The 26,425-nt window shown below is 59.5% G+C and carries 18 protein-coding genes and 7 pseudogenes; 10 read left to right on the plus strand and 15 right to left on the minus strand.

The genetic code is table 11. The features are described from left to right. Window positions 1-46 precede the first annotated feature (46 nt). A complete protein-coding gene (locus tag RHEC894_RS25730; protein ID WP_004671987.1) occupies window positions 47-553 on the minus strand; it encodes a helix-turn-helix transcriptional regulator in 507 nt (168 codons plus the stop codon). Between the two features lie 285 nt (window positions 554-838). Here RHEC894_RS25730 and RHEC894_RS25735 point away from each other — a divergent pair. Beyond that, window positions 839-1,635: pseudogene (locus tag RHEC894_RS25735) on the plus strand (IS481 family transposase); the annotation flags it as partial. A gap of 14 nt (window positions 1,636-1,649) precedes the next feature. On the opposite strand, the gene RHEC894_RS25740 reads toward RHEC894_RS25735, so the two are convergent. Beyond that, window positions 1,650-2,410 (minus strand): IS5 family transposase gene (locus tag RHEC894_RS25740; protein ID WP_089152747.1). Its coding sequence is split into 2 segments (ribosomal slippage): window positions 1,650-2,083 and window positions 2,083-2,410, totalling 762 coding nucleotides; the frame shifts between segments, so codons are not numbered across the junction. Window positions 2,411-2,472: 62 nt separating this feature from the next. On the opposite strand from RHEC894_RS25740, the pseudogene RHEC894_RS32685 reads away from it, so the two are divergent. Further along, window positions 2,473-2,583 (plus strand): annotated as a pseudogene (locus RHEC894_RS32685) (IS481 family transposase); the annotation flags it as partial. 517 nt (window positions 2,584-3,100) lie between these two features. Here RHEC894_RS32685 and RHEC894_RS25750 read toward each other — a convergent pair. Continuing rightward, window positions 3,101-3,604 carry a helix-turn-helix transcriptional regulator gene (locus tag RHEC894_RS25750; protein ID WP_010069248.1) on the minus strand — a complete coding sequence of 168 codons (504 nt, stop codon included), beginning with the start codon at window positions 3,602-3,604 and terminating at the stop codon, window positions 3,101-3,103. Between the two features lie 1,614 nt (window positions 3,605-5,218). On the opposite strand from RHEC894_RS25750, the gene RHEC894_RS25760 reads away from it, so the two are divergent. The 3 genes and pseudogenes from RHEC894_RS25760 to RHEC894_RS33590 form a co-directional block, all read left to right on the plus strand. Beyond that, window positions 5,219-5,509 carry a hypothetical protein gene (locus RHEC894_RS25760; RefSeq protein ID WP_206427937.1) on the plus strand — a complete coding sequence of 97 codons (291 nt, stop codon included), beginning with the start codon at window positions 5,219-5,221 and terminating at the stop codon, window positions 5,507-5,509. Window positions 5,510-5,541: 32 nt separating this feature from the next. After that, window positions 5,542-5,658 carry a transposase gene (locus RHEC894_RS32690; RefSeq protein WP_008536526.1) on the plus strand — a complete coding sequence of 39 codons (117 nt, stop codon included), beginning with the start codon at window positions 5,542-5,544 and terminating at the stop codon, window positions 5,656-5,658. 86 nt (window positions 5,659-5,744) lie between these two features. Continuing rightward, a pseudogene (locus RHEC894_RS33590) lies at window positions 5,745-5,905 on the plus strand (IS5/IS1182 family transposase); the annotation flags it as partial. Between the two features lie 357 nt (window positions 5,906-6,262). Here the strand turns inward: RHEC894_RS33590 and RHEC894_RS33595 are convergent. Continuing rightward, window positions 6,263-6,472 (minus strand): annotated as a pseudogene (locus tag RHEC894_RS33595) (IS6 family transposase); the annotation flags it as partial. A gap of 880 nt (window positions 6,473-7,352) precedes the next feature. On the opposite strand from RHEC894_RS33595, the gene RHEC894_RS25770 reads away from it, so the two are divergent. Beyond that, window positions 7,353-8,282 carry a polyprenyl synthetase family protein gene (locus tag RHEC894_RS25770; protein WP_008536525.1) on the plus strand — a complete coding sequence of 310 codons (930 nt, stop codon included), beginning with the start codon at window positions 7,353-7,355 and terminating at the stop codon, window positions 8,280-8,282. 129 nt (window positions 8,283-8,411) lie between these two features. On the opposite strand, the gene fni is transcribed toward RHEC894_RS25770, so the two are convergent. The 11 genes and pseudogenes from fni to RHEC894_RS32695 form a co-directional block, all read right to left on the minus strand. Beyond that, complete coding sequence (fni, locus tag RHEC894_RS25775) at window positions 8,412-9,578, minus strand: type 2 isopentenyl-diphosphate Delta-isomerase (protein WP_245339551.1); 1,167 nt, start codon at window positions 9,576-9,578, stop codon at window positions 8,412-8,414. Continuing rightward, window positions 9,565-10,467, minus strand: coding sequence for a hypothetical protein (locus RHEC894_RS25780; protein ID WP_085739648.1), 903 nt, complete (start codon window positions 10,465-10,467; stop codon window positions 9,565-9,567). Before RHEC894_RS25780 ends, fni begins: the two co-directional genes overlap by 14 nt. Then, a complete protein-coding gene (locus RHEC894_RS25785) occupies window positions 10,464-12,017 on the minus strand; it encodes a hypothetical protein (protein ID WP_085739649.1) in 1,554 nt (517 codons plus the stop codon). The genes RHEC894_RS25780 and RHEC894_RS25785 overlap by 4 nt, the downstream gene beginning before the upstream one ends. Window positions 12,018-12,810: 793 nt before the next feature. Continuing rightward, a pseudogene (locus RHEC894_RS25795) lies at window positions 12,811-14,152 on the minus strand (cytochrome P450). Beyond that, window positions 14,152-14,994 (minus strand): SDR family oxidoreductase, encoded by an 843-nt coding sequence (locus RHEC894_RS25800; RefSeq protein ID WP_018247209.1) that lies wholly within the window; start codon window positions 14,992-14,994, stop codon window positions 14,152-14,154. The pseudogene RHEC894_RS25795 and the gene RHEC894_RS25800 overlap by 1 nt, the downstream one beginning before the upstream one ends. After that, window positions 14,981-16,582: a cytochrome P450 gene (locus RHEC894_RS25805; protein ID WP_011053444.1), complete on the minus strand. Its 1,602-nt coding sequence runs from the start codon at window positions 16,580-16,582 to the stop codon at window positions 14,981-14,983. Before RHEC894_RS25805 ends, RHEC894_RS25800 begins: the two co-directional genes overlap by 14 nt. Before the next feature lie 5 nt (window positions 16,583-16,587). After that, window positions 16,588-17,868: a cytochrome P450 gene (locus RHEC894_RS25810; protein ID WP_085739650.1), complete on the minus strand. Its 1,281-nt coding sequence runs from the start codon at window positions 17,866-17,868 to the stop codon at window positions 16,588-16,590. A gap of 68 nt (window positions 17,869-17,936) precedes the next feature. After that, window positions 17,937-18,116: a cytochrome gene (locus RHEC894_RS33600; protein ID WP_085739701.1), complete on the minus strand. Its 180-nt coding sequence runs from the start codon at window positions 18,114-18,116 to the stop codon at window positions 17,937-17,939. 1,577 nt (window positions 18,117-19,693) lie between these two features. Continuing rightward, a complete protein-coding gene (locus RHEC894_RS25825) occupies window positions 19,694-19,864 on the minus strand; it encodes a CCE_0567 family metalloprotein (protein ID WP_085739651.1) in 171 nt (56 codons plus the stop codon). Window positions 19,865-19,928: 64 nt separating this feature from the next. Beyond that, window positions 19,929-20,366, minus strand: a complete 438-nt coding sequence (locus tag RHEC894_RS25830) for a protein psiB (protein ID WP_085739652.1) — start codon at window positions 20,364-20,366, stop codon at window positions 19,929-19,931. A gap of 154 nt (window positions 20,367-20,520) precedes the next feature. Further along, window positions 20,521-20,967: a hypothetical protein gene (locus RHEC894_RS32695; protein ID WP_164517718.1), complete on the minus strand. Its 447-nt coding sequence runs from the start codon at window positions 20,965-20,967 to the stop codon at window positions 20,521-20,523. A gap of 688 nt (window positions 20,968-21,655) precedes the next feature. On the opposite strand from RHEC894_RS32695, the gene RHEC894_RS25840 reads away from it, so the two are divergent. The 4 genes and pseudogenes from RHEC894_RS25840 to hemN all read left to right on the plus strand — a co-directional run bounded on the left by RHEC894_RS25840 (window position 21,656) and on the right by hemN (window position 25,879). Then, entirely contained in the window at window positions 21,656-22,360 is a 705-nt protein-coding gene (locus tag RHEC894_RS25840) for a nitrogen fixation protein NifQ (RefSeq protein ID WP_085739653.1), read from the plus strand. A gap of 887 nt (window positions 22,361-23,247) precedes the next feature. Beyond that, window positions 23,248-24,141, plus strand: coding sequence for a nitrogenase iron protein (nifH, locus tag RHEC894_RS25845; RefSeq protein WP_004675840.1), 894 nt, complete (start codon window positions 23,248-23,250; stop codon window positions 24,139-24,141). 106 nt (window positions 24,142-24,247) lie between these two features. Then, window positions 24,248-24,445, plus strand: a pseudogene (locus RHEC894_RS25850) (nitrogenase); the annotation flags it as partial. An 88-nt stretch (window positions 24,446-24,533) separates the two neighbouring features. After that, window positions 24,534-25,879, plus strand: a pseudogene (gene hemN, locus RHEC894_RS25855) (oxygen-independent coproporphyrinogen III oxidase). Window positions 25,880-26,425 lie beyond the last annotated feature (546 nt).

Raw genomic sequence — 26,425 nt, forward strand, 5'->3', positions numbered from 1 at the left:
TCATCAGGGACGCACGTTCTGTTTATTGAAGCTAGCGATCTACGTCCTATTCGCGATCGTCTGCAGTGGCGCTGGTAGACGCGACTTTCATGGCACGATCGCCGCTATCGCTACCAGTCTCGTCTATGCGGCTTAGTAAGCTGAAAATATCTTGCAAGATCTCTTCATCGAAAGTCCGCAACTTCACGATAGTAGCCAGCAGCAGAACCGCTTTGGTTTCAGTTTCGCCCCAAAGATAAGGTGCCGCCGGGGCGATAATCTCTTCCGGAGTGGCATCCAAAACCTCACACAGATGAATCAGTCGGCTCACGGTCAAGCGGGATACTCCATTTTCGTACCGGCCATAGACCTGCTTAGTGATGCCAAGCAAGGGCGCCAGTTTCGAACGCGGGAGTTTTCGCTTATCGCGGGCTTCTCGAAGGCTGATGCTGATCAAGTTTTCGAGTTCGGCGCTAAGTGCAATCCGTCCGTCAAAAGGTTTTCGATAGACCGGCTTGTCTATGCCTGGATCATCGACTTGTTGCAAACCGAGTTCATTAATCCATTGCTTCAATGGTGGTCCTGACATTGCTCCGACTGAGGTAAATGCGCCGAAGCTCTTTATACGGAAAGTGATGGGCTTGGAACCACCAATGTTTCGTTTCGATCTCATTTGGCGCATTTTGGGCCACGCGGACCTCACCCGATAGCTATCGTTCACCAAAATATATCTGTGATTGTAAGTACATAGACATAGATCACACCGAAATCGCTTCACGCAAGGATTATCCACTTGCGCCAAATTGGCTATGACCCTCAGTGATTTTGGTGATAACGGAGCGCCACGACGACAGAGGCAATCCGTCGAGCAATAGTGAAGAGAGCCTGAAAACGCTTTCGAAGCGATACGGGATCAACCAGAAAACCGTGGCGAAATGGAAGAAGCGGACATCGTTGGTCGACCTTCCTACAGGCCCAAGGACCCGCACTCGACGACCCTTTCCCTCGAAGAAGGCCGCTATCGTCGCCTTCCGCCGGCACACGTTGCTGCCGCTCGATGATTGCCTCTACGCTCTTCAGCCGATCATTTCACATCTGACGCGTTCGTCGTTGCACAGGTGTTTGCAGCGCCACGGCATTTCACGTCTGCCGGAGGTCAGAGGCGACAAGGAGCCGAAGAAGAAGTTCAAAAGCTATCCGGTCGCTTACTTCCACATCGATATTGACGAGGTGCAGACGGCCGAGGGCAAGCTCTATCTCTTTGTCGCAATTGACTGAACATCCAAGTTCGCGTTCGCGGAACTCTACACCAAAGCCGGCAAGATGAATGCCGCTCAGTTCTTGCGCAATCTGATCGCGGCAGTGCCCCACACCATTCACACCGTTTTGACCGACAATGGCATTCAGTTCACCAACCGAGCTTGTGATCGAAATGCCTTCCAGCACATCTTCGATTGGGTCTGCGACGATCACAGCATCGAGCACCGTCTGACCAAGGTGAAGCACCCCTGGACCAACGGACAGGTCGAACGGATGAACCGAACGATCAAGGAAGCCACCGTCAAGCGCTTCCACTACGACGATCACGCTCAATTGAAAAAACATCTGGCTGACTTTATCGACGCCTACAATTTCGGGCGCCGGCTCAAGACGCTAGGAGCTGTGGACACTTATCTGAGCCATAGGATTGTTGCGGCCAGAGCGATCATGGCTTTGTAGTTTCGAACGGTTTTCTCATATCGTGTGGCGATACGTCGAAACTGCTTGAGCTTCGAGAAGCAGCATTCGACGAGATAACGCTGAGCATAGAGTTGCTTGTCGAGCGGATACTTCTTGGCACGCGAGGGGTTGTTCGGGATGACCGCTTGCGCGCCCTTGTCGGCAATGAGTTTGCGTAGCCGGTCGCTGTCGTAGGCCGTATCGGCCATGACGACCTCGGCTGGTAGGTCTTCGATCAGGAGATCGGCTTGCGGTGCATCGCCTTTCTGACCGGCGGTCAGAATGAAACGAACGGGACATCCAAGGCCACGCACGGCCATATGGATTTTGGTGCTCAAGCCGCCGCGGGAACGGCCAAGGGCCTGATCTTCAGCCCCTTTTTTGCGCCGGAGGCGTGCTGGTGGGCGCGAATAATAGTGCTGTCGACGATCAGATATTCGAAGTCGGCATCCTCCGACATCGCCTCAAAGACACGCCACCAGACACCCTTTTGGCTCCAGCGGCTGAAGCGGCGAAACACGCTGTTCCAATCACCGAACACCTCCGGCAGGTCGCGCCAGGGTGAACCCGTCCGCACGATCCACAAGACCGCTTCCACAAACATGCGATTGTCACGTCCAGACGAACCGCGCGTGCGATCGTCGCCAATGATATGACGAGACATCGGCTCCCACTGGTCATCTCGAAGAATGAGACGATCTAAAACACCCATGACTGCCTCCAAAAGACAGTCTTGAATCTGATTTGCTCACCTTTGGGAATCCCAAGAGTCCACGACTCCTAAAGGGCCTTACGCCTTACGAGTTCATCTGCAGACAATGGACTTTGGAGCCGGATCGATTCATCATCGACCCCATCCATCAAATGCCGGGACTAAACATCTAGGCGATGCCCTTACCTCTGAACGGCGACAGCCATGAACAGCGTTTCCAGTCTCAGCGACTCGACCCCATTTTCGCGGAACCTGATCGTGATGTCAAAAGGCTATTTCCGAGCCGAATGGCAAAAAGGATCGGCGCGATGGAACGGAGGCGCGGAGAGGACGGGCTTAGATTCAGCAATCGAAATCAAAGCATGCGCGCCGGCGGCTCGAATACCCACATGGCATTGAGCGGGAAAACCCAACGAGGGAGTTTAACACAGACCCTACTGTCGAAGCAAAGCGCATGCAAATAGACTTGGCGTCGCTTCCGACGAATCGCTCGAGCATCGAGCGAGATCAACGCCAACCAAAGATCGAAAAATTGCGCAATCGGCGCGTATTGTTGATCAGACGGAAATTCGAGTGAAAAACTAAGTTGTGAGATTGCGGGTGTCTGCACACCGACGACAGCGCGTCGGCTGCGACAGCTATCACCAATACTGCTAACTACTGGTCGGGGGCGTCATAGACAAACCCAGCTCACTTCACGGGCTCCGCGACATCACTGATACCTCTGTCGCTCTCGTCGTCATCGGGGATCATTCGCTGCAGGAGCCGAATAAGATCGCGCGTCGTGCCGTTCGGAAGTCTCCTAAGAATCCTCGCCAGTGTGAGACAATCCTCGGCCTCCTCCGATGTGCGGCCCCAAAGATGTGGCGCAGCTTCAAAGATCATATCGATAGGCATGAAGCCAAGAATCTCACACAGATGGATCATCCGAGTAACAGTCATTTTGGAAAATGCCCGCTCGTAGCGTCCGTATACAGGGATGGACAGACCAAGCATTGGAGCAACGTCTGCGCGAGACAGGCCCTGCGCTTCGCGTGTCTTTTTCAGGAACGCGCTGATCAATTCCTCCATGTGACCCAACGATGTAATTTCGCCGCCGAAACCTGGCTTTCGATAGATCGCCTTGTCAACCTCCGGATCGGCGGTGCTGACGAGGCCTCTCGAACTTCTGTAGCTTGCTAGATCTTCCGTCACCGCACGTCCCTGTTTTCCTGCCACTCGTTGTAGGCTTGAGCCAACCTGAACCGATTTGAACCACTTGTCATCGCCACACTACAACCGTTTTAAATACCCATTTTGGGCATTTTTTGTGTTATAGCAAATATTTGAGAGTTTAGCCAAATTGCTTCATGAATGCATTCAAAGCAGTCTCGCTAGACCGGTGGCCCAGTTCCATGAAAGATGAGTCGGCTATGGCCGCACCCGCCACTGAATCATCTAGGTTGCGTCGAATTTGAGCGAAAATTCACATTCAATGCTCAACATCTTCTAAGCGGTCTTCGTTGAGGACGATAAGACATAATCCTCGAAAACCGATCCATTTCCCCGTCCCACGATATCCCATTTGGCTAGCTGGGAAAGCTCCGCCGTGCTGGAAATCACTCAGCCAAGAACCCATATCGGTTACCGCTCCCGCTAGCGTGTAGGTTCGATGCTCTCTGAAAATTCCGGCATCATGGAGCAAGTGCCACAAACGTGAACTTTGCTAAACGAAGCCGCCACCTTATCGCATCCACACAAAGGGCTTGAAATAGTCGACCGGGAGGGTTATATCATTGTAAGCAGCAGACAACGAGGCTTCCGAAAGGTCGCTGTTGCAGGTGCAACCTTAGAGGTCAGTATACCACGGTAAGGCACACGCGTTCGGCGGAAACGCCATGGGAAGGCTCCTTTAGGGGGCTTTTTTTTGCTTCTAGGGCACCCTTATTTGCTGGAAATGAGCCTTTTTTACGAGTTGGCAGACGCTACACCTTCGCTTGATGCGGCTGAAATTAATTCTTTCTGATCAGCGCTTTTTACCACCAGTTCTACGTTGTGTTCTCTGATCTGCTCGGGAAAAGATAATGAACAACAAGATCATTAAGGCCAGAGGTCAGGACAGGGCCTGAAACGGCAAGGTTACCTGCCCAGTAAGGCATACAGAGGTAGGCACAAGATGCTCGAACGTGAATCTACCTTGCGGATGTTCGATTGTTGGGAACGAGTCGTTAATAGTCGTCATGAGGCGTGGTCACCCGAAGACAGCTCTCACGATCTGGACCCCTTTACTGAACTGGATTATAAATTGCGCTGGGTAGTCTGGCTCTGAGACATTGAATTTTCTCCCGATATAAGGGCACGGGTTTGACAACCTTACGAAAGTGCTAACCCCTGAACGTGGTTTCGTTCTCCTGGTAAGGGTTCTTTCATGTTCAAATCGATACGAATAGAGCACTGACCTTTCGCTTCCGTCCTTACGACGGAGTTGTCTGCTTATGTCTCGCGAATCGACCGGAAGCCTGAACATGCTGCAGGAGCGAATTCCCATCCTGAGACCGAATTCCTACGACGCCTTCTCCGCAGGAGACCGAAGGTTTCGAAATACGACCAGTGCGCTTGGCCTGACCCGAGAGAGGCTTCGGGCAGCCGAGGACGACACCTACGGCCTGTTCGTTGACTTCCGTTGGCCCAAGAACGTCGGGAAGCCATATTGCCCTCGCTGCGGCTGCCTGGAGCCGTACGGCGTGGTCGTTCTGATGCTCGGAGCCGGAATGCCGCGCCGAATTGTCGGTTTTCGCCAACCGCAAGCTTTCATTCAAGAAGATCATCATGGCAATCTGGGAGGAGGCAATCTGGGAGGAGATCACGGCCGCCAAGGGCATGGCGGCGCTCCATCTGAGCCGCAAGGTCAACGTCCAGTACAAGACCGCCTACTTCCTGCTGCAGAAGCTCCGGGAGGCAGCCGACCTTCGCCGTGATGCGATCAAGCTGCACGGTACGGTGCAGATCGACGGCAAGTATGTGGGCGGCGTCCTCCGCAAGGTGACAAGAAGGAAGAGCGCAAGGACGGGCGCAAGAAGGAAAATCAGAACGGCAAGCGCATGTGAGTTCTGGCGCTGAGGGAGGCCAACCGCCATGCAACGAACAGAACGGTGACGCGGGTGATCCTGGACGAGAACGGCAAGGATGCATGGGCGGCCGTCGCCAAGCATGTCGAGCCGAAGGCGCTCCTGATCGCTGACGAACACAAGGCGCAACCAGGGCTTTGAAAGAAAGCGCTGTATAGGTCCGCCTGCTCCGCCCTTTTAGTCCGCTAGCAAAAGGCGGTAAGGGACCGACTTCTCGAAGCGGTTTCCTGCCGGCCGACAAGGGCTACGGCAGCGCTGAAATCCTCGCCAAGCCGGTCGAGTGTAAGGCTTCGGCAACATCGCGCCGAAGAACCACTGGAAGGGCTCAGTCGTCTTCTCACGCTGGGTCTATCGGCAGCGTAACCTCGTGAAACGTCAAAAGCATCGGTTCGATCGTAATTGACGCAAAGCTCACAGTCGTGTGCGATCGCGCACATTGACAGGCTGGCATGATGCAAGCGCCGACGTGTATTGTGACCTCAACCCAAATCACTCCAATGCTGGGTTGGCCTTCGGACGGATCGCTCGCAAGGTTGACGCTGTTCAAATAGTAGGCGGAGTGGCACAATCCGCGACTCCCGACACACGGTGAGCACCGGAAGGCGCCCTCTGTCGCCATTGAAACATTCACTAACAATGATCTAGTGGCACACCAATTGCTTGTAGGAGCCCAGATCTCTGCCGGCAATGGTTCCGGTCCAAGCTCCAGTGGCTACTATCGACGATGACCAACACCCTTAGATGTAAGGCCCATCTTCGCCCATGTCGTACCGTACGAACGGAGCTCGTCAGCGATCATCACGCGCGGCGGCGTGCAGCCGATCCAAAGAGCTTTGTCACCAGCCACTGCTCAGCGCGGGAGCCTCTTCAGCTTTGGATCAAGACGTTGAGAGCGATGCCATTCTGGCCGACAGCGCCGCCGGAGCCAATGTTCTTCGCGCGCGATCGAAGTAACCGACGTTCAGATGTCATGTCGCCGCGAATGAGACTGCTTCAAGGGATTCCAGTGGGAGATCGCCTTGCCGAGTTAAGGCTCCCACTGGCACACGGTTTCATTGGTCACGCCGGTGCCGCATGTTGGCCCCCGCAGTCCGCTAAACTTAACGGTGCCCTAGAACCTGAAGAGACACAGCGAAATCGGCCTTTTGTTTGGCACCGGTTGGACTAGGCCCGTTTTCGTTGTGCGCCCAGCATGGGCGCACTCTTGTGGGTGGAAGTCCCACCGTGAGCTGGTCATAGCGAGCGAAGTGAAGCGCAACTGCGTGAGGGTGACCGAGCGTGGGGAGGAAGCGTGGATCGAAACTGCGGGCCGATGGACAAGAACCGGATATGAGGCGGTGCCGACCAGGGCGAGCGGGCAACGAACCGCGAAGCTCTTGTGACCAAGAGGCGGTGGCGTAAATCCGGCGGTCGTGCAGGGAAGGAGTGCGTTCTTACCTGGGGAGATCTCGCCTCATGCCTGAAAGGGCGACGGTGTCGAGCCGGAGCGAGAAGTCAGCAGAGGCCGTAGTAGGGAGCGTCCTGACGCGAACGAAGGGCCGAAGGAGCGGAAGGGAGAGCCGCTGGTTATCGGATTTGAATGGTCTCAGATGGTCGCGTCAGCGAAGCTCGCCGATCTGGCCGGTAGGGTGAAGCCCGAAGGGCCACGGCAGCGAGAAATCAAATCCGCCGAACCAGAACAAGCAAACCCAAGCGTCAGGCTGGGAGAACGACGAGCCTGACGACTTCAACTGCTCCAACCGCCCGGTGCGGACCCGCATGCCGGGTGGTGTGGGAGGGGAGGAACCAACAGGTTCCCCCCTATCCCGATTTCGTCTCAAAAGTGGAGATGCGATATGATTTCGAATCACCAAGCCGACGTGGTTGGCGATAGCGACAAGCTCATCGAGCAAGCGCTGCGAGCTGCCATGGATACTGCTCTAAGTCCGGCTGCGCCGGCTCACCTGCGTGGAGCGCTGGACGCGGCAGTGTTTCCAGGGGGCTCCCGGATGCGCCCCAAGCTCTGCTTGAAAGTCTCCTATGTGTGCGGCGAAAAAGATCCTGAGCTGGCGACAAGAGCCGCGGCAGCAATTGAATTGCTGCACTGTGCCTCGTTGGTGCATGACGACCTGCCTTGCTTCGATAACGCGGCGCTACGCCGCGGCAGACCAACGGTGCACCGGCTTTTCGGAGAGCCTATCGCCGTTTTGACCGGCGATGCCTTGATTGTGATGGCTTTCAAATACCTCAGCTTGCAGGCTGCGCTAACACCTGAGTTGGGCGCGCGCATGATCGAGGTGGTTGCGGAGGCGGTCGGCCCCAGTCACGGACTGATCGCCGGACAGTCGATGGAGGCAATGACGCACGTCCCAATCGACCGCTATCACCATTACAAGACCGGCTCCCTCTTTGTCGCGGCGGCTACTTGCGGTGCCCTGGCAAGTGGCGCAGATCCGGCCCCATGGTCTAAGGTGGGGGAATTGCTCGGGCACGCGTATCAGATCGCCGACGACATCGCAGATACAGTCGGCCGCGCAGAAGTGCTTGGCAAATTGCCTGCCGTGGACACGCAGCTGAATCGACCCAGTATCGTTCGCGGCCAAGGATTGGACAGCGCAGCCGCCAGATTTTATGCGTATCTCGAACAGATAGGTGACACCATTCCTGCCAGCCCTCAAAAACGGTCCTTCGTTGACTGGCTTAATCATGCACTTTGCAAAGGCGTGGCTGGACCGGGAAAAGCCGGTCTGATTCAACAAACGGCGCTGGATTGCGCGCCTTTGTAAGCCCGAGTTACGGTGCGCATAACCTAGCCGGCGGCATCACTACCGCTTCATCGTCAACAGCTGCTTCATGAACACTTCGTTCCCTGCATCGAACCGCTGGGCCGGCCGACAGAGCGGGCGACGCCGGCATCATCCGACTGGCGGATGCGCGGAGGGCAACAAGTACGCGGAGGGCAACAAGCGCGCCTGGCGCAACGTCGCCAGATCAGGTGAGCCGGTGCAAAAGCAGGCGACGGCCAACTGGCGGATGACGACCTCGAAATGCGCAACGACCGCTTCGGTCGATACCGTAGCCGCCGGCAGCACGCCGGCTGCCTGTCCGGCAATGTCCGCACCGAGGCGAATGGCCTTGGCCACGTCGACGCCGTCGCGGATCCCGCCGGACGCGATAAGCTTCACCGTTGGCAGTGCCCGACGAACCGCCTGCAAGCTGGCCGGTGTCGGGATCCCCCAATCGGCAAACGCCATCGCCACTGCACGGCCGGCGGCATCGCGGGCGCGCTCGCCCTCCACCGCGGCCCAACTGGTGCCGCCGGCTCCGGCGACATCAATCACCTCAACACCCGCCTCGACGAGCGCGCAGGCCACCGAGGCGGACAGGCCCCACCCGACTTCTTTGGCCACGATCGGCACGCCCACGCTACGCGCGGCGCGAGCCACCTGCGCCAGTACGCCGTGCCAGTCGCGGTCGCCATCCGGCTGTAGCACTTCCTGCAGCGGATTGAGATGGACGATCAGCCCATCAGCCTCCAGCGCATCGACAGCGCGGCGCGCCAGATCAAGGCCGTCGGCCTCGCGCAGTTGCGCAGCGCCGATATTGGCCAGCAAGGGAATGTCAGGCGCCAGGCGGCGTAGGGCGCGCGTCAGCCCCTGGGAATTGCGCGATTGCAGGCTCACGCGCTGCGAACCGACGCACATGGCGATCCCCAAGGCTTGCGCCGCCTCGCTCAGGTGCCGATTGATGGCCTCTGCGCGTGGCATTCCGCCGGTCATGGAACTGATCACCAGCGGCGCACGCATGGGCTTGCCTAACAGCGATGTGCGCAGTTCGATCTGCGTCAGGTCCAGCTCGGGCAGTGCGCAGTGTTCGAACCGGATTTGCTCCCAGCCGGCAGCGACCGTGGCTGGCGCCGTTCGCCGATCCAGCACGAGGTCCAGATGGTCGTCCTTGCGCCGGGTCAGGGCGTCGTCGCACCCGCTCGCTCGATCCGCCGTATTGGGCGTTGGCGTTGCGTCGGATCGGACCGAGGGCGCCGAGCGCACGCCGCCGCCTCCCGCGCGTTCACGCCGGCGCACGCTGGCCTCCCCCCGCCGCATCGTTGCCGTAGCGGCTGATCGAGGTCTGGTAGTACTTCGCGCGAATGACCGCCATGGCCTCGATTAACGGTCCCCATGGTGCAGGAAAGCGTTCTTTCGCCATCACTCGGTGCAGCATGCGCGCATGGCCGACCAGCTCGTCGTTGAGGAAATCCTCCACAGGCATAGCCGGATAACGCTGCAGGAGCAGGATGGCAGCGTTGTCGGCCTCTCCCGCCGCCCTATCCTTGGCGCATCCATGCAGATCGTTCTGCAGGCGCCCTATCGTGGAGATGAGCCGCAGCACCTGGCGAAACGCCGGACGCGCGCGCAGGGTCGCCATGTCCAGCCCCCATAGCAACGACAGGCAACAGAACACGTTCGCGTAGGCGATCGAATCGATGGAATTGTGCAAGTATTCGGCGTACGACCAGCGTTCAGCCCCCGCAGCCTGCGCGTGTCCGGCGCGCAGCGCCGCGCAGTAGCACCGGGTATCGTTAAGAAGCTCAGTATAGTCGCGCCTATCGTAGGCGAGCGCGGCCAGGGAAGCGCGCAGCACAGCGCAGCCCTCGAAACCGGAGATCGCGCATGGCACGCCCTGCCCCAGCGCCTGCTCCACCGCGGCCAGCTGCTCCGGCGCGATCAGGCCAAGGTCGTTGCAATCGTCGAGCCAAAACAGTAGCGCCAACTCGCGATAAAACGCCACGATCAGCTTTTCGTCCTGCGGATCTCGGCCGGTGCGGGCGCTGATATCGTGCAAGCTCGGTTGGATACACTGCAGGATGTACTGTCCGCCCCTAACTGCTTCTACGGCATGCTCGTCGGCGAATCCGGTCAGGGAACGCCCCCACTCCAGTACTTGCTGCAGCGCGCTTTCGGTCGGGATCATTGCGCTATTCCTCCTGCTACCTCGGTCGGGATGCGCCGCCCCCAACGAAGAGCCAGCCACAAGCCGGCGAGTTCGATCACGCGCACGACCCGGGTCGGGCAATACAATTCCTTGCCGATCCACAGCGGCGTCTGCGGCAATTCATGCGCCTCATGGCGAGCGAGCATCCACTCCAGCGCGTGCGCGACCGCCAGCGCGATGCGGGCGCGCCCTGTCGGCTCTTCACGCCCATCCATCACGTGCAACGCGAACAGCGCATAGGCGGTTTCCTCAAATGTTGACGCGCGACCCGCGCCCCAGCCGCCGTCGTCGCGCTGCGCCTGCAACAGCGCCGCCAGCGCGCGCTCGTCGCGCCACTGGGGCGCGCCTTGCGCGAGCGCAGCGATTGCATGCGCGGTGGGATACAGCCACGAAACATGCCATTTGTCATTGTCCCATAGACCGTCCGCGTTGCGATTGGCCTCAAGGTAAGCGCTGGTACCGGCGGTGGGCTTTCCCAACAGTCTGAACGCATGCAGGGCGTGGATGTTGGTCGACACCGAGGCATTGCGCTCGCCGGGGAAGGTAACGAACAGCCCGCCGATTTCGAAGTGGCGCAACGCGTCGGCAGTCGGGTTGCGTCCTGCTAGGCGCAGGATGCACAACGCAACAGCAGTGTCGTCCGCATCGGCCGCGAAGTGCAAGGCCGGACCCAGACCGCGCACGCCCAGACAGGCATCGAGCTGCGCGACGATCACGCGCACCGCCTCGGCGAGCGCGGGATGCGAAAACAACCCGGCCAGATGCAGAGTGTACAGCGACCAGCATGGCTCGAACACGTTGATCGGCCAGACGCTGGGAACGACACCTTCGATGCCGCTGCGCGCCGCGCGCGATGCGGCCTGAAGATACCTGTCGGCACGCTCGACCTGTGGCGCGCTCGCCTGTGTGAGGGCGTGCGCACGCCACGCGGCGGTTGCCGCCGGGCTGATGCCGATGCTGCCGTCGTCGTCCAGGCATGCCGTGGTCGGCGACGTCCCCCAGGCTTCCCAGGAGTGCAGCAACGGATGGCCGCTCGGCAGCGGTCCCACCGTCCCCAACTTAACCAGGCACGCTTGCCGCAACGGCAACAGCGCCGGGTAGCGCGGAAACACCACGTCGCCCACCAAGGATGTGGCCTCGCCGGAGATCTGCGGCAGGATCAGCTCCGCGCCTACCGGCGCGTCTTCCGGCACCGCATCCGCGTAGGGATCCGGCTGGCGCTCGAGGAACCGCGTTGCAGCCTGAACTGCGTCCGCAGCGCCGGGAAGAGGATCGGCACGCCGCAATGCAAGCAACGCCGCCCACGTGGGTACATGGCGGAACAGTGGGAAGTCAGCACTTCCCCACCCGCCATCGGCCTGTTGCTGCGCCATGAGCCACGCGTGTCCGTTCTGCCGACCGGTGACGTTGCCGCTGAACTGCAAAACGCGCGCCGTGTCGTAAACGGACGGACTCACGCTGCCGCCATCGCGCGTCTCGTTCAGCAGGTGGCGCAATTCAGAAAGGATCTGTTCGGACAGCGCACTCATGCGGGATGTTCCCTCTGCAGGCAGTTGACGAGAAGCGCGGCGAAGCGCACTTATGCTGGCGGCGGTCCGCCGGGCAGCGCGGCGGACCGCGGTGGGCAACCGCTCCGATCTGCGCCGTGGAATCGAACACAATGTAGCATCTAGCGGTGCCGCCGGCCGATCGCAGCGGTACGGCGGCGCCTCCGTGCGGACCGGCACCAATGCGCACGGCGCGTGCTTGAACAGATACCCTTTTGGCCCGCTGCACGGCCTGCGCCAACCGCTCCGCACGCGGGCGCAGCGAGGTGATGGCTTCCTCGGCCTCTGGCCATAGGCCCGGCACTGACTGGGGCGCTGCATGCAGCTTCGTGATCGGCACGCCGGTTGCTTTCTTCTCCGCCGCATGCTTGCCGGGGGCTTGCCCAGCGTCGCGTCATCCGCTGGCGTGTCATCCTCGACCACCTACAATACAAGGCCGAAACAGGCGCGATAGCGATCCAGTGCGCGGTACAGCGTAACGCGCGGCATCCTCCGCGACGGCGCATAGCGCGCCCATGCCTATGGACGCGCGCACCGGCAATCCGCCGCACGCCTGCGCGCCCGATCCGCCGAACGGGGAAACGCCAGTTCGGTCGTCGCTTAGCGTGGAACCCTTCTGCATGTTGTTCATCTCCTTCTACCTGACAGAGAATGCCGCGGCGAGCGGCGAGCCGCCGCGGTGCTGCCGGCGTCGCACCGCGCGCGCGCGCCGAGTGCAGCAATGCCACCCATCGTCGTCGCCGCTGCCTCTTGACACGGGGCAGAGGATCCCAGCTCATGAGAATCCGATGCGGACTGTCATGGACGGATGTGCGGTCGGGTAATAGCGCCGGCCTTTTTCGACGCCGCTCATCAATCGCGGCCGCACCCCGGCCTCCTGCATGGTCAATGCCAAGGCGATGCTGAACTGCACCAGCTCCAGCCATACAAGGTGATAGCCCATGCAGACGTGTGGGCCGGCACCGAACTGCAGCATGTCCACCGGCCGGATCGGCTCCGTGCGTTGCAGCCACCGCCCCAGACGGAACTGATCGGGCGCTTCGTGCAGCAGCGGCGAGGTCGAGAAATGCAGTAGTGGGATGCACAAATGAGTGCCCGCAGGAATGCGCCGCTGGCCGAGTTGTAATTCCTGCATCGCGCGACGCGGTACGAGCGAGGAAGCCGGATGCATTCGTAGCGTCTCCCGAAACAGCGCCTCTGCGACCGGACATTGCGCCAGGTCCTCGTGCCCGGTCGGCACCGCGCCCACGCGTTGCGCCTCTTCGACCAGGGCGTCCCACAGCTCTGGATGCTGCGCCAGCTCGATCACCATCCAGGCTATCGTCGAGGCGGAGGTCTCGTGGCCGGCAAGCAGCAGCAAGCGGATATTGGCGACCAGGACGTCATCGGAGAGCGCGCCATCGCTGCAATCGAAGGCGCTCACCATGTCGTTGATCAACCCGGTGCGCGCGGCGCGCGCGCGCGTCCCGGATGAACTGGCGCGACTGCGCGTCGATCCAATCGCGGGCGGCGCGGCCGCGTCGCAAGGGCATCCCCGGCAGGTCGATCGGGGGCGCGACCATCAATTGTAGCAGTTGCCGGTACTTGCGATGCCACTCCGACAGGTCTTGGGCGGGGATGCCCATGAGACTGAAGGTGAGTTTGAGCATCAGGTTGCGGGTGTCTGGCAGGATAGCGACTTCACCGCGGTCGCGCCACGCCTTGACCTGAGCCCTAATAATTGGTTCGAACAGCTCGCCGATGCCGGCCTCGGTCAGACCCCTCGGCAGAAACGCCGCTTTTATCCCATCGCGCGCCTGCCGGTGCGCGCTACCGTCCAAAGTGACCAACGTTCCGCCAAGGATGTCGGGCGCCATCTCTTCGATCAGGGCCGAGGACACTTCCTTGTGCCGGAGCAATGCGAGCGCATCTGGATCCAGGCATGTCATCAGGTGTCCGGCCGGGCCGAAGTCCAGCCAGAAGTGGCTGCCTAGGGTCCTTTCCGCGCGCCGCAGCAGGCGCGGCAGATCGCAGACGATGGCGGGAAGATGCCCGACCAGGGGGAAAGCGCCAGGCATGACCGGGATGTCGTCCCGTAGCCGGCGCCAGCGGTTCAGCGGGTTGAGCAGCATGTCCATCACCAATGCGACGCTGCGGTTGCTTCGGCGGCGTCACCGGCCGGCCGAGCCGCGCTGTTGCCACCGTCGGCGTAGGTTGGAACATGCGCCAACATGCCGCCGTCGATGCACACCACCTGGCCGGTGATGAACGCAGCCTCCTCCGAGAGCAGGAACGCGACCAGCGCGGCTACGTCCTCGGGGCGGCCGACGTGCGGCAGGAGCTGGTGCCGGTGTAGATGCCGTTGCATGCACTCGTCCAGCTTGGCGAAGAGACGTTCGGTCATGACAAGACCTGGCGCAACCGCGTTGCAGCGGATCTTCGCGTGTCCGTATTGGGTGGCAAGCGAGGCCGACAGCATGTTCATTGCGGCCTTCGACGCGGCGTATGACGTCAGTGCGGTGTCGCCGCTGAGCCCTTGGCACGATGACATGTTCACGATCGCGCCACCACCACGGCCGATCATTTGTGGGATGGCCTGCCGGCAGCAAAGGAGCGTGCCGCGCAAATTGGTCGCCATGGTCTGGTCCCAGACCGCCACGTCCAGGTCGAGGATCGCGCGGTCGTGCGGAGTCAAATGCATGGCGCTCGCATTGTTCACAAGCACGTCGACCCCACCGAAGCGCCGCTTCGCCGTTTTGAACAGCTCTGCCACCGCCTGCGCATCTGCGATGTCCATGGCCACGGCCAGCGCTTGGCCCGCTTCGGCTGCGATCTGTGCGGTGCAGGCGATGGCAGCGGGGCCATCAATGTCGGCCACCACCACTCTGCCGCCCTCGCGCGCGATGGCGAGGGCGCATGCCTTGCCGATCCCGGCGCCGGCGCCGGTCACCACGGCCACCTTGCCTTTAAATCGTTCCATCATGTTCTCCTGGATTGCGTAGGTCTTTCGCTGCATGTCGCTCAGCGTCTGCCGGAGAGGGCGTAGGGCCGGGGTTGGTGCAATGGTCATCGCCGGCTTCGCTTTCGATCACCCGAATGGCCGCGACCGGGCACTGGCTGGCTGCTAGGCGCACGGCGGCGTGCAGCGCCTGCGGGACCGTCGCCATGCACACTTCCGCCACGCCGTCCGGCTCGCGCTGACGAAAGGTGCCCGGCAGCGTCAACACGCACTGACCAGTGGTTCCGCACAGGTCCTGGTCGACCACGACGCGAACCTCAGCCGCCGCCTGCGCGTGTAGCCGCACCGGCAGCGCGCGGAACGTCCTAAGGAACGCTGAGGGCTCCCGGGTCGGCTGCTCGGCCAAGGCCAACGTGGGGAAGCGAGCCTGGATCTGCGGCAGGCTCTCGGCCAGTTGCACCCTGGCGAGTTGAGCACCTAGGCAGAAGTGGATGCCGTGGCCGAAGCTCAGCATAATCTTTCCGTCGCTCGACATGCCAGGCCTGGTGCCGTAGAACCGCACCGGATCGAAGCGGTCGGGATCAGCGAAAGCGTCCGGGTCGCGATTGCCCGCCGCGATCAGCACGCGCACGTCCGCGTCCTTCGGGATCACCACGCCATGCAGTTCGATGTCGCGCTGGGCGATACGCGGAATGGAGCTGAACATGGCCGGCGCCTCGCAGCGCAGTACTTCTTCTACAAATGCCTCCACCCCTGCGGCGTCTCCCTGCAGCCAGTGCCGCTCCTCGGGGTAGGCCAGCATCGCCAGCACCGCATGGTCGATAGTCGCAGCAGTGGTGGCGAAGCCGCCCAGCAACATGCCCCACAGCATGCTGATCAACTCCGCGTCCGAGAGCGTATCGGCGTCGTCGGTGTGTGCGCCGACCAGTGTCGACACGATGTCGCGGCGAGGATCGGCGCGCTTGCGCAGTATGAGGTCGCCGAAATAGGCCTTCACCCTGGCGCTGGCCACGTCCGCCGCGGCGAGCTGTGGATCGCTGGCGTGCGGGCTCAGGCCTTCTAGAATGGCGCTGACGATCGCTGAGAGCTCGAAAACGTCGTCTTGGGGCATGCCGAACAATTCAGCGAAGACAAGCATGGGCAAGGCCAGTGCGAATTCCCGATGCAGGTCCACCGCCTCTCCTCGCTCCAGTGCGGGCGCCATGCCATCCAGGCGAGCTGCGACGATGCGCGCGATGCTCGGCCGCAGGTTGTCGATCTGGCCCACGGTAAAATCGCGCGAAATCAGCCGGCGCAGACGCGTATGCGTCGGTGGTTCCTTCATGGCTAGCGTAGACGCCAGCAGATTGAGCGACAGGCTGCTCGCCGCACGCGGGAAATAGCGCGCCAGTTCGGATGGCGCCGGCCCCCGAAACGCATCGCCCGTAGCCTTGAACGCCCAGTAGATGTCGGCGTGGCGGCTCAACAGAAAGAGGCCCGACGCCGCGCGGTGCACCGGATCGTGCTCTCGCAACCACCGCATGAACGGGTACGGGTCTTGGATGCATGCTGGCGACGCCAGCTCGGCGAAGGCGTCGTGGCATGCTGCCGTGGTGTCTTGCACGTCCATCTTGATTACCTGTCGAGTGGCTGATCTGACCGGTGCGCGCCAGGCGCCGCCAAATGAGAAGATTGCGATGCCGGGGGGCGTCCGCACCAGAGCACCGGCATCTCCTCGAACCCGCCGGTGATGATCTCCTTGCGCAACTTCAGTTCCTCGGGCGCCACGGCCAGGCGCAACGCGGGAAAGCGCTGGAAGATCGAACCGAATATGGCCTTCAGTTCCAGCCTCGCCAGCGCCGCCCCGATGCAATTGTGCTGCCCGTAGGAGAACGCCAGGTGGGGATTTGCGTCGCGTCCGATGTCGAAGACTTCCGGGTCTTTGAAATGGCGCGGATCAAACGAGGTCGCCGGCAGGCCGACCAGTACTTTGCTCTCCGCGGGTATATGCACGCCCGCGATGGTAACGTCGGTCCGGGGATAGCGCATGATGCCGTCCCACCCCGCGCCAGGCGAATACATGCGCAGTATTTCTTCCACTGCCTTGTCCACCAGGGAAGGATCGCGGACCAGGCGTTCGCGCTGCTGCGGATGGCGAAACATGGCCAGCAGGCCGAATTCGATCTGCGCGACGGTGCTCTCGTGCCCCGCCACCAGCACGCCCGCCGCGAGGCCGATCGCCTCTTCCTCGGTCGCTTTGCCCTGGTCGACCGCGGCTAGCAGATCCGTCAGCAGGTTATTGCCCGGATCCTGTCGCTTGCCCCGTATTTTGCCGTGGATGTAGGCGCGGAGCTCTTCCCAGGCCAGGCCGGACGCGCTGCGCGGGCCGCTTTCATGCTGGTGCGTCATCACCTCGTCGGAGAGCCCTGCGAAAAAGGCGTGTTCCTCGAAGGGCACGCCCATCAGCGCGCTGATTACCTTGGCCGGAAGCGGAAAGGAGAGATGGCGTCGCAAGTCTGCGGGCTGGGGCTGAACCGCCAGCGTATCGAACAACTGCACGGTGATTGCCTCGACCTGCTGCGTAAGCAGCTTCACCCTGCTGTTGCTGAAGGCCGGCGCCACGATCGTGCGTAACCGAGCATGCTCGTCCCCTTCGTGCGAGACCAGCCATCCCGGCGAACCGAGAATGACCGAATCTGGGGTGAAATCCGCCGGAGGCATTCCCGCGGGCCGGAATGCCGCGTCAGACAGCACCGCCTTGGCCTCGTCATAGCCTGTCACCCACCAGCATTCGTGCCCGGACGGAAGGCGCACGCGGTGGATCGGACCTTTGGCGCGTAGCGCCAACATCTCGGGCGAGGGCTCGATGTGATCGACCCGCCACATCGGCAGCGTCGGCAAGGATTGTTCGGACATGGTGACGCTTCACTCTTTAAGCCCGGAAGGGGCGGAAGATGACGGGCAGACTGCGGGCAGCAAATGAGTTAAGACAGCGTGTAGACGACGTCCTCCGCGGCGATTGCCAGCGCCAGATCCTCCGGCCGCACGAACGGCGGGGGGAAGGCACGTCCCAATTTCAGGCGCGCCAGCGCAGCGCCCACGCACAGATGCGGCCCTTGGCCGAGCGGCAGGTGCGGGTTTTGCAGCCGGTTGAAATCGAACATGTCGGTAACGCCATAGGTCGGCCGACCGTAGGAATTGGCGCAGCAGGTTCGACCCCACCCGCCCACCGACCCGTCCGCAAACATAACTTCCAAACCAGTCCCACACCCCCGGCTTCTCGCCTGGCTCAAGGTCCGCCGCTTTGGCTGTACCGCTCGCGACGTGTGTGGCTCGCAAACGAAGAATTCTAGATCGCATCCAACACTCCTCACATTTTCCCGGCGCACAACCGAGCCACTATCATTGCCACAGCAAACCATCGGACCTCACGGGACGCGAACAGCGACGCGCCGCCCGAAGACCATCGCGCTGCGATTGGCGACATACCGTGACCAGAGCAAATCGCGTGCCGAAGTGAATTCGTGGGCTCCGCAGGCATTTCGTAGCAGCGCGTAGTGTCAAGCTCCCGCCATTCAGTCTCAATGCCGACAACCGCGGAGTACATGTCTGACAAAAGCCTGCTCTAACGCCGGTCTGCGTCCGACAGTCGGCGACCTGCATGGGATGCCCCGAGGCGAGCTTTCGTGCAACAATCCGCGCCATCTTCGACGTCGAAGTTGCCCCGCCAGTTTTCGTCCCATGGGCGGGAACGTCGTCGACCGCGCCGCCGCGTTAAAAGCGCCGGCTTTGGGTAAATCTGACTGGACCCGCCGACCCTCCGGTAATAAAGTTTGCGGAGCTTATTTCCGCCAAATGCAAGTTCCGAGCTTGCAGTCATCTCGTTGACGTTGTTCTCAATGTTTCCACCCCCGCGCTTACCGAGACGGTCGAGCTTCTCGATCGGCGTAGGTCCAAAAGGCAACGGGAAACGATCAAATTTCGAGGCATGTTCTCTTCCGGAAACATGTCATCTAATCAGAAGCGGCGGTCGGCAGCAGTCGCCTTAGTCGGAGGCCTTCTAAACCAGACGATGCCCGATCCATGCCGAAGATGAAGCAATCGGGAGACCAATGCAGCATCTCATGGACCGCCGCACCGTGGTGAAGAAAGCGGTCCTCGGTTGCTGGAGGTTGTTGAATAGTTCCATGACATCGAATTGAGCTTACGCCTGATGAATTCGGTCAATACCTACACCGCTAAGGGGTGCGCCGTTTACGCCTTGGGTCAAGCTTGGGGACGTTGGACTGCTCTGTTTTATCGCGATCACGTTTTTGTGGCTCGTCTGCCTGCCGAGTTCCTGAATGTATCGACCTGTCGCTCTCGCGCGTGGGCCGGAAGGACATAAATAGCAGGCTCAAGAAATAAACGACCTGAAGGAAAACCGAAGCCGCTAAGGTTACGGCGAACGCTTTGAAGATGGAAAGCGAGGCGGCGTAGGCCGAAACAGCGCTGGTGCACGTGACCAGCAGCAGGATGCAAAAAAAGGTTCTAAAGGGCAAGGTCTTGCTCCCGTTCGTTCGTCCAATGTTTCAACTGCGTCGACGCCGACGATTTCGCCCGGTTCGTCTACGCTATGAACGTGCGTGACTTCGCCGAGAGCAGGCGTTGAAACAGCGTCTGCAAGCAAAGCGGGTTGCGCCGTCGACAGCGATCAACTACTTCGGCATTCAGCTGGTGCCATAGGTTGCCAAAAGCCGGGTCAGCGCGAACACGCCAAAATGGCGACTTTTTCCTTCGCGGCTTCCAACTCGGCAAATGCACTGAACGTCTTCCGCCCTTCAGTGTTGACCTTTGTCCAGTTGAACGGGAGGCCTTCGGCAACGTAGTGAACGCCGCTTTGAGGCGTCAGCTTTCCGTTTCTCGAGCCCATGTCGGCACGCTCGCGGACTCTGAGCGAATCGGCGCGACCTGGATCCTTTCATTCGTCATTGCGCTCATAGGAGCACCGGGGAGCGGCGATCAATACGCACTTGCAGGCTTTCCAGTGCGCCCGCAACGATGAGGCCCTTGTTCGCCACTCGGTCCATCGGAACAAACACAGGATCAAGCACCGGCCGGCAACATTGAAAACGTCGCGCGGCTTCCGTCATCGTTATTGACGGTGAACGATAAGGTTTACTACCGTCGCCTCCCAAAAGCGCTATCTGCCCGGCAAGAGGGATCGGGTACCCGTCAAAGATCGTGAAGGCGGTTAACCCAACTCGCAAAGCTTCTTCCCCAACAAATAGCGAGTGCATGTCGTCGAAGCGGATCATCTGAATAAGATCACTGCCAATTAAACCGGAGATCGATGCAATGCTGTTGCGATCAGGGAGCTCAGCGGCGCGAAAGATCGCAGTTTCCGGCTCCAACAGATACACAAAATTTTCCATATCCTTGCCTTCTAAATTCTTGAAAAGAGCCCGTGCCCAGCTGCTTTTGACGGGAGCGAAAGCGACTCGTGCATCAACTCGGGATAGCGACAACGCGCGGCAATATGCAGATTCAGCGTGCTGTGTAAATGGTCCTGCGCCAATTCGGTTCGGTTCAGTTCAAGTCACGCTCCGGACGTGTCGCTCCACTGTCGCCCATCTGGTTGACGTTATTGAGATATTTGAATACGCGTGGTTTTATTCCGGCCCGCCCCCATACCAATTCCGCGCCAAACATGTACGCGACGATGTTGGACCATGCCAGCAGCCGCGCAGTCGCTAAGGCGAGTTCAGCAATCGAACGCGGCGGCCATCGGCGTCGCCGCTCGTATGGCTCGACATTTGTCCCAAATTTGCGGAACGGGATCCCGACCTTGGGCAGGCTATGCAAACGGGTGCGTGTTCCAAGTTTGACGAGAGCTGTACGCTGTACGAATACCCCGGCAGAATTGGAAATCATCTCCCATGCTGCAGACGCGAGAAGCTGACGAGTGGAGCTTCTATCAAGGCACCCCTTACGACGCTGAAAGCAGAAAGAAAATTTGCAATCGGCAAGTTCCATCCGAGCATCACGACATTTGGCTAGCGCAACCGGGGCAACAGCCGCGCTCACTGTTGGCTGACTTAAAGTGTACTGAGTGCCGCGGTCGCGAGTTCGCGCTCGGTCCCCAGGCGTTTTTGGTGCCGCGTTTTTAGTGCTATTCAAAACGCGGATGACGGCATCCAATCAATCTATTTTCCTGATTAGCGACCTTGGTGCATGACCAAAGCGTCTAACCAAACAAGGTGATCGCGACGTCAGCGGAGAACGTAAAAAAATGCAATAGATAGGAAGCGGCAGATTTTATTGCGTATCCCGGAGAGATACTGCCGCCGCCATGTTGCTCGCTATGGCGGCGGCCCTCGGAGTGTGGCGAACAGGCCCGGTCTCCAACTACTCTGAGGACTATCGAAGAGACATATGATAACTCTCATCGACGGCTAAGGCGTCGTTGCGCAGCAGTTGATCTTCGATCTTCCCTCAGATTGCCGCACTCAGACTGCTCAATCGGCGCCGCAGATTGAAAGCCTGCGTTTGTCCGTTTGACGACAGCGGGAGGCGGGATCGCCTCCCGCTGCACAGGCGATCGAGTGATTGAAAAGCCGGCTTCAATTGTCACTTGCTCAAGTTGGCACAACCTTTGAATGTTCGCCTTCCGGGGACCAAAGCAGCCAACTGAATTCGATTATTGGAGAAAGCGACGAAGCGCATGCCAAATGTGCATCACATCGGGGTCTTGACGGTAGCGGTACCAACTGCGGACGCCGCACGTCAAACCGGCATAGCCGTCGACCACTGCGACGATTGCCAAACACTCTATTTCAGCCGACCATGCCAGATGGGTCTCAAGTTATTTGATGACTATGTGCTCTTCCGCTTTTTTTCGCGCGCACTTGAAGAAATTGAGATGGGGATTGCCACCGCGACCGAGGCAACCGGCCTTTCGCTTAGGGAGCTGCGGGATACAACCCGCAGTTTCCCGGCAAGGCTTATCCGCGCCTTTGCCCTGCAAGAGGCGAGTGATTGCGTGCCTGATGCGGAGGAGCAACTGTTGCGCGACATGCTCCTAGCGCATGTGCGGCCAGGCGACCCTGAGGGCGCGCGTTTTGCTAAGATCATTGCGCGACGTTCCATGCGTGAAGACCACCTCTGGCGGGATCTCGGCTTGCATGACAAAGCCGAACTTAGGAGATTGCTGTTCGCGCATTTTCCGGCGCTGGCGGCAGGCAACACCAGCAACATGAGGTGGAAAAAATATTTCTACCGCAAGATTTGCGAAGCTGAAGGCTTTTCCCTTTGTAGCGCTCCCAGCTGCAAGGAATGCGGCGATTTTAATGAATGCTTTCTCCCTGAGGAAAGCGGAAGTCTTTCTGGAGCGGCAGAGTTCGTCGGGCGCGAGATCTTGAAAACGTAAAGGCCACAGATGCAATCTTGGCGGGCTTGTCCGGCGACGTTGAACCGATACGGGGGATTATGGCTCCCGATGTTGCGACTGTGCGGGCACGCGCAAATGCCACTTTCCTAAATATGAGCGGTGATGTCGTCGTCGGATAATGATCATCGGTCCATTCTATAGCGCCTACTAAAATTGCCTTAAGCTCTTCGCCATATTCGACTACGCGATCTACAATTTGTCGGAGCTGAGCGTGCGGCCGGAAAAAAGCATCCGCGACTAGCGCTTTAACTTGATAGCTTGCTCACGATCTTTGCTGTAGCCTTCGAGCATTTCCTCCAGAATTTGGCCCGCTGACGATCGAAACCGGCTCCGTTGTCAATCTCGCCAATGGCGGAACAATCCGGGCCTGCAAGACTGCAGCTGCCAAGCTGTCGGCATTCCTCCTATTTGTTCATGGAGACAGCATAACAGCGAGCTTGTTGTAAGCGACAATCTCTACTGTGCCTTCATATGCGTTCTGCTGATCATCCGGCCTTAATTCCGACGCGCGGTGCGAAGCCGATCGGCCGTCAATGCGGTACCGATCTGTTTGGCTCTACGATTTGCCACACTACTTCTGTCCCTCGCCTGAGATGTAAGGATACGGACGAGATTTGTTGATCTTTGACGCAAGCGATTTCCAACCGACAAGACCTCGCAGCCGCTTCGTCCAGTTTGGCGGTTTCGAGACAAGAGTTTGTCGATCCCGCCTTCGAAAGTTTGGAATTAAATAGCTGAAGATCAGCAAAACAACTGATTTATATGCTGCTGCCCACATGGCACGGGTTTTGAAGATTGCCATGCGAGGCGGCGCGAGCTGCCTGCCTTTTACGCAGCGATGGATGGAACGAAAGAAGGAAGGCGATATGTCAGATTTGCGTCAAATCGCATTTTACGGCAAAGGGGGGATCGGCAAGTCCACCACCTCCCAAAATACGCTCGCAGCGCTTGTCGACCTCGGGCAGAAGATCCTGATCGTCGGATGCGACCCGAAAGCCGACTCCACCCGGCTGATCCTGAACGCCAAAGCACAGGACACGGTTCTGCATCTGGCAGCGCAGGAAGGTTCGGTGGAAGACCTTGAGCTCGAGGACGTGCTCAAGGCCGGCTACAAAGGCATCAAGTGCGTGGAGTCCGGCGGTCCGGAACCGGGCGTCGGCTGCGCCGGGCGCGGCGTCATCACCTCGATCAATTTCCTTGAAGAGAACGGTGCATATGACGATGTCGACTACGTCTCCTATGACGTGCTCGGCGATGTGGTGTGCGGTGGCTTTGCGATGCCGATCCGTGAGAACAAGGCCCAGGAGATCTACATCGTGATGTCCGGCGAGATGATGGCGCTCTATGCCGCCAACAACATCGCCAAGGGCATCCTGAAATATGCCCATTCCGGCGGCGTGCGGCTCGGCGGCCTGATCTGTAACGAGCGCCAGACGGACCGCGAGCTCGACCTCTCCGAGGCGCTGGCTGCCAGGCTCAATTCCAAGCTCATCCACTTTGTGCCGCGTGACAACATCGTCCAGCACGCCGAGCTCAGGAAGATGACGGTGATCCAGTACGCGCCGGACTCCAAGCAGGCCGGGGAATATCGGGCGCTAGCCGAGAAGATCCATGCCAATTCGGGCCAAGGGACCATTCCGACCCCGATTACCATGGAAGAGCTCGAAGACATGCTGCTCGACTTCGGCATCATGAAGAGCGACGAGCAGATGCTGGCCGAACTACAGGCCAAGGAGTCAGCGGTGGTTGCGGCTCAATAACTGCCGTTGTCGACAGGACGCGCTGGCCCTTGAGCCAGCGCGTCCTTCCACGAAAGACGCTTTGACGACGACGACCTAACCCGAACCTTGAAAGGGGCAGGGGCCCATGAGCCTTGATTACGAGAATGACAGCGTTTTGCATGAAAAGCTCATTGCGGAAGTGTTAGCGCAATATCCAGACAAGGCGGCGAAGCGCCGCAAGAAGCACCTCAGTGTCGCAACGAGCGGCGATGAGCCTGGCGACGAGCCGAAGGCCCTTTCCGAATGCGACGTCAAATCGAACATCAAGTCCATTCCGGGCGTGGCACGTGCCCAATGGGACCCAGCTTTCGAGGGAAAAAAACGTGTCAAATATTGTATGTGAACGTGACACGGACTGCAGGCGAAAGTCTTTGCGCGCACCGTCGTCGATTTTCGTTCCGAACACAAATAGCGGGGCGCAGTTGCCTTGGTATACTATCTACCCAACAATACAGGAGTTTTCTCCAGAAATCGGCGCCACACTTATGAGCAATGGCTGAGAAGCCAGGGAACTGATGACGCTGTCTCGCTCTATCTCCACATTCCATTCTGCCGCTCGATGTGCTGGTATTGTGGTTTTCCGACTAGCATCACTCGTCGGGACACTTTGATAACCGATTATCTAGCAATGCTGCGCGAGGAAATCCGCCTGGTCGCCGAGCAAGTGCCGCAGGCACTCTCCGTGGGTGACGTGCACTTTGGCGGCGGATCCCCGACCATTATGCCATCGGCAGACTTCCTGTCGCTAATGGAACTCCTGCGCGGCCGTTTTGCGCTTGAGCGAGGTGCAACCATTGCCGTTGAGGTCGACCCGCGCACGTTCACCACCGATATGGCCGAAGCCCTAGAAAGAACCGGTGTGAATCGCGCAAGCGTCGGTGTGCAGAGCTTCGATCCCGTCGTACAAAAAGCGATCAACCGGATTCAGAGCGAGGCGCAAGTGATGACCGCCGTCGAAAACCTCCGCCTGCATGGGGTCAGGCGTATCAATTTCGACTTGATGTTCGGTTTGCCGAACCAAACCGTCCAGTCCTGTCTCGAGAGCGCTATGTTAGCTATTGCGATGCGTCCCGACCGCCTCGCGGTTTTCGGTTATTCCCACGTTCCATCTTTTCGAAAAAATCAGCGCTTGATTGACACAGCAGCACTGCCCGATATAGCCGCGCGAGCTGAGCAGGCCTCAGCCATGGCCGATACGTTAGTTGCAGCAGGCTATCTGCAAATTGGTCTCGACCATTTTGCTTTGCCGGATGACGAGCTTGCAATAGCACAGAGAGCTGGTCGTCTGCGCCGAAATTCGCTTGGTTACTCTGCCGAAACCTGCTCAACTGTCATCGGTTTGGGCGCGTCCGCCATTGGTCGTTGCGGCGACGGTTACGTTCAAAACGATCTCACGCAAAGCTGTTATAACCGGCACATAGCATCCGGCCGCTTGGCGATCTCAAGGGGCTACCGTTTAGCTACCGAGGATCGCGTAAGAGCTGCAATCATCGAACAGCTCATGTGCTACTTGGAGGCGGACATATCAGCAATCTGTACGGCTCAGGGATTTGATCAGACCCATCTAGTGAGTTCAGCTAAGCAGCTAGAGATTCTGGCTGAGGATGGGATCGTTGAGTTTGACAACGGTTTAGTCCGTGTGCGGCACGAACGTCGCTCTGCCCTTCGCCATGTCGCTGCCGCGTTCGATGCTTATCTTGGCCGCCAGCCGATCTAGACTGGCAAACGGAGGACCTTGGAGTGATCACTTAATCGAGTTCGAGTTCGTCGAGATGTTAGGCAGGAGGCAAGCCCCCAATTGCTCGATTTTAAATCGATCGCTGAATTCGCAGTCCATGGCATGTGTCGGTCTCGATCGCGTCACAGTTCAGCTCTCGCCACTGGCAAAGAAATCCGCCGTCAAATATCGTGAAAGGTCTGGCGCAGCACGGCTTCACCGGCTCGGTTGCGCGCGCCAACTTGAAGCAGGCGACACCTTCGTTCAAAACGGACCAGACGCCCGGACAGTTCAGCTTGACGCCACCAATGCGGCTTCGATTGCGCAGGCGGCGGAGACGCGCATCCAGGAAACCTGCGGCAGGCTCGATGTTCACGGTGGCGATCGAGCGCGGTTAAATGCCTAGAACATGGCCTAAACACTCTTGTCGTTGATCTCGACGAAATGGGACCGTGTTCGGACCCCAATTATTTGTCCTTGCCGTACACAGGTGATGCTGCCGCTGGCTCCACTACATGCCCAGGGCGACAGGTTGTTGCACTGCGA

Source organism: Rhizobium sp. CIAT894, from assembly GCF_000172795.2.
GTDB lineage: Bacteria > Pseudomonadota > Alphaproteobacteria > Rhizobiales > Rhizobiaceae > Rhizobium.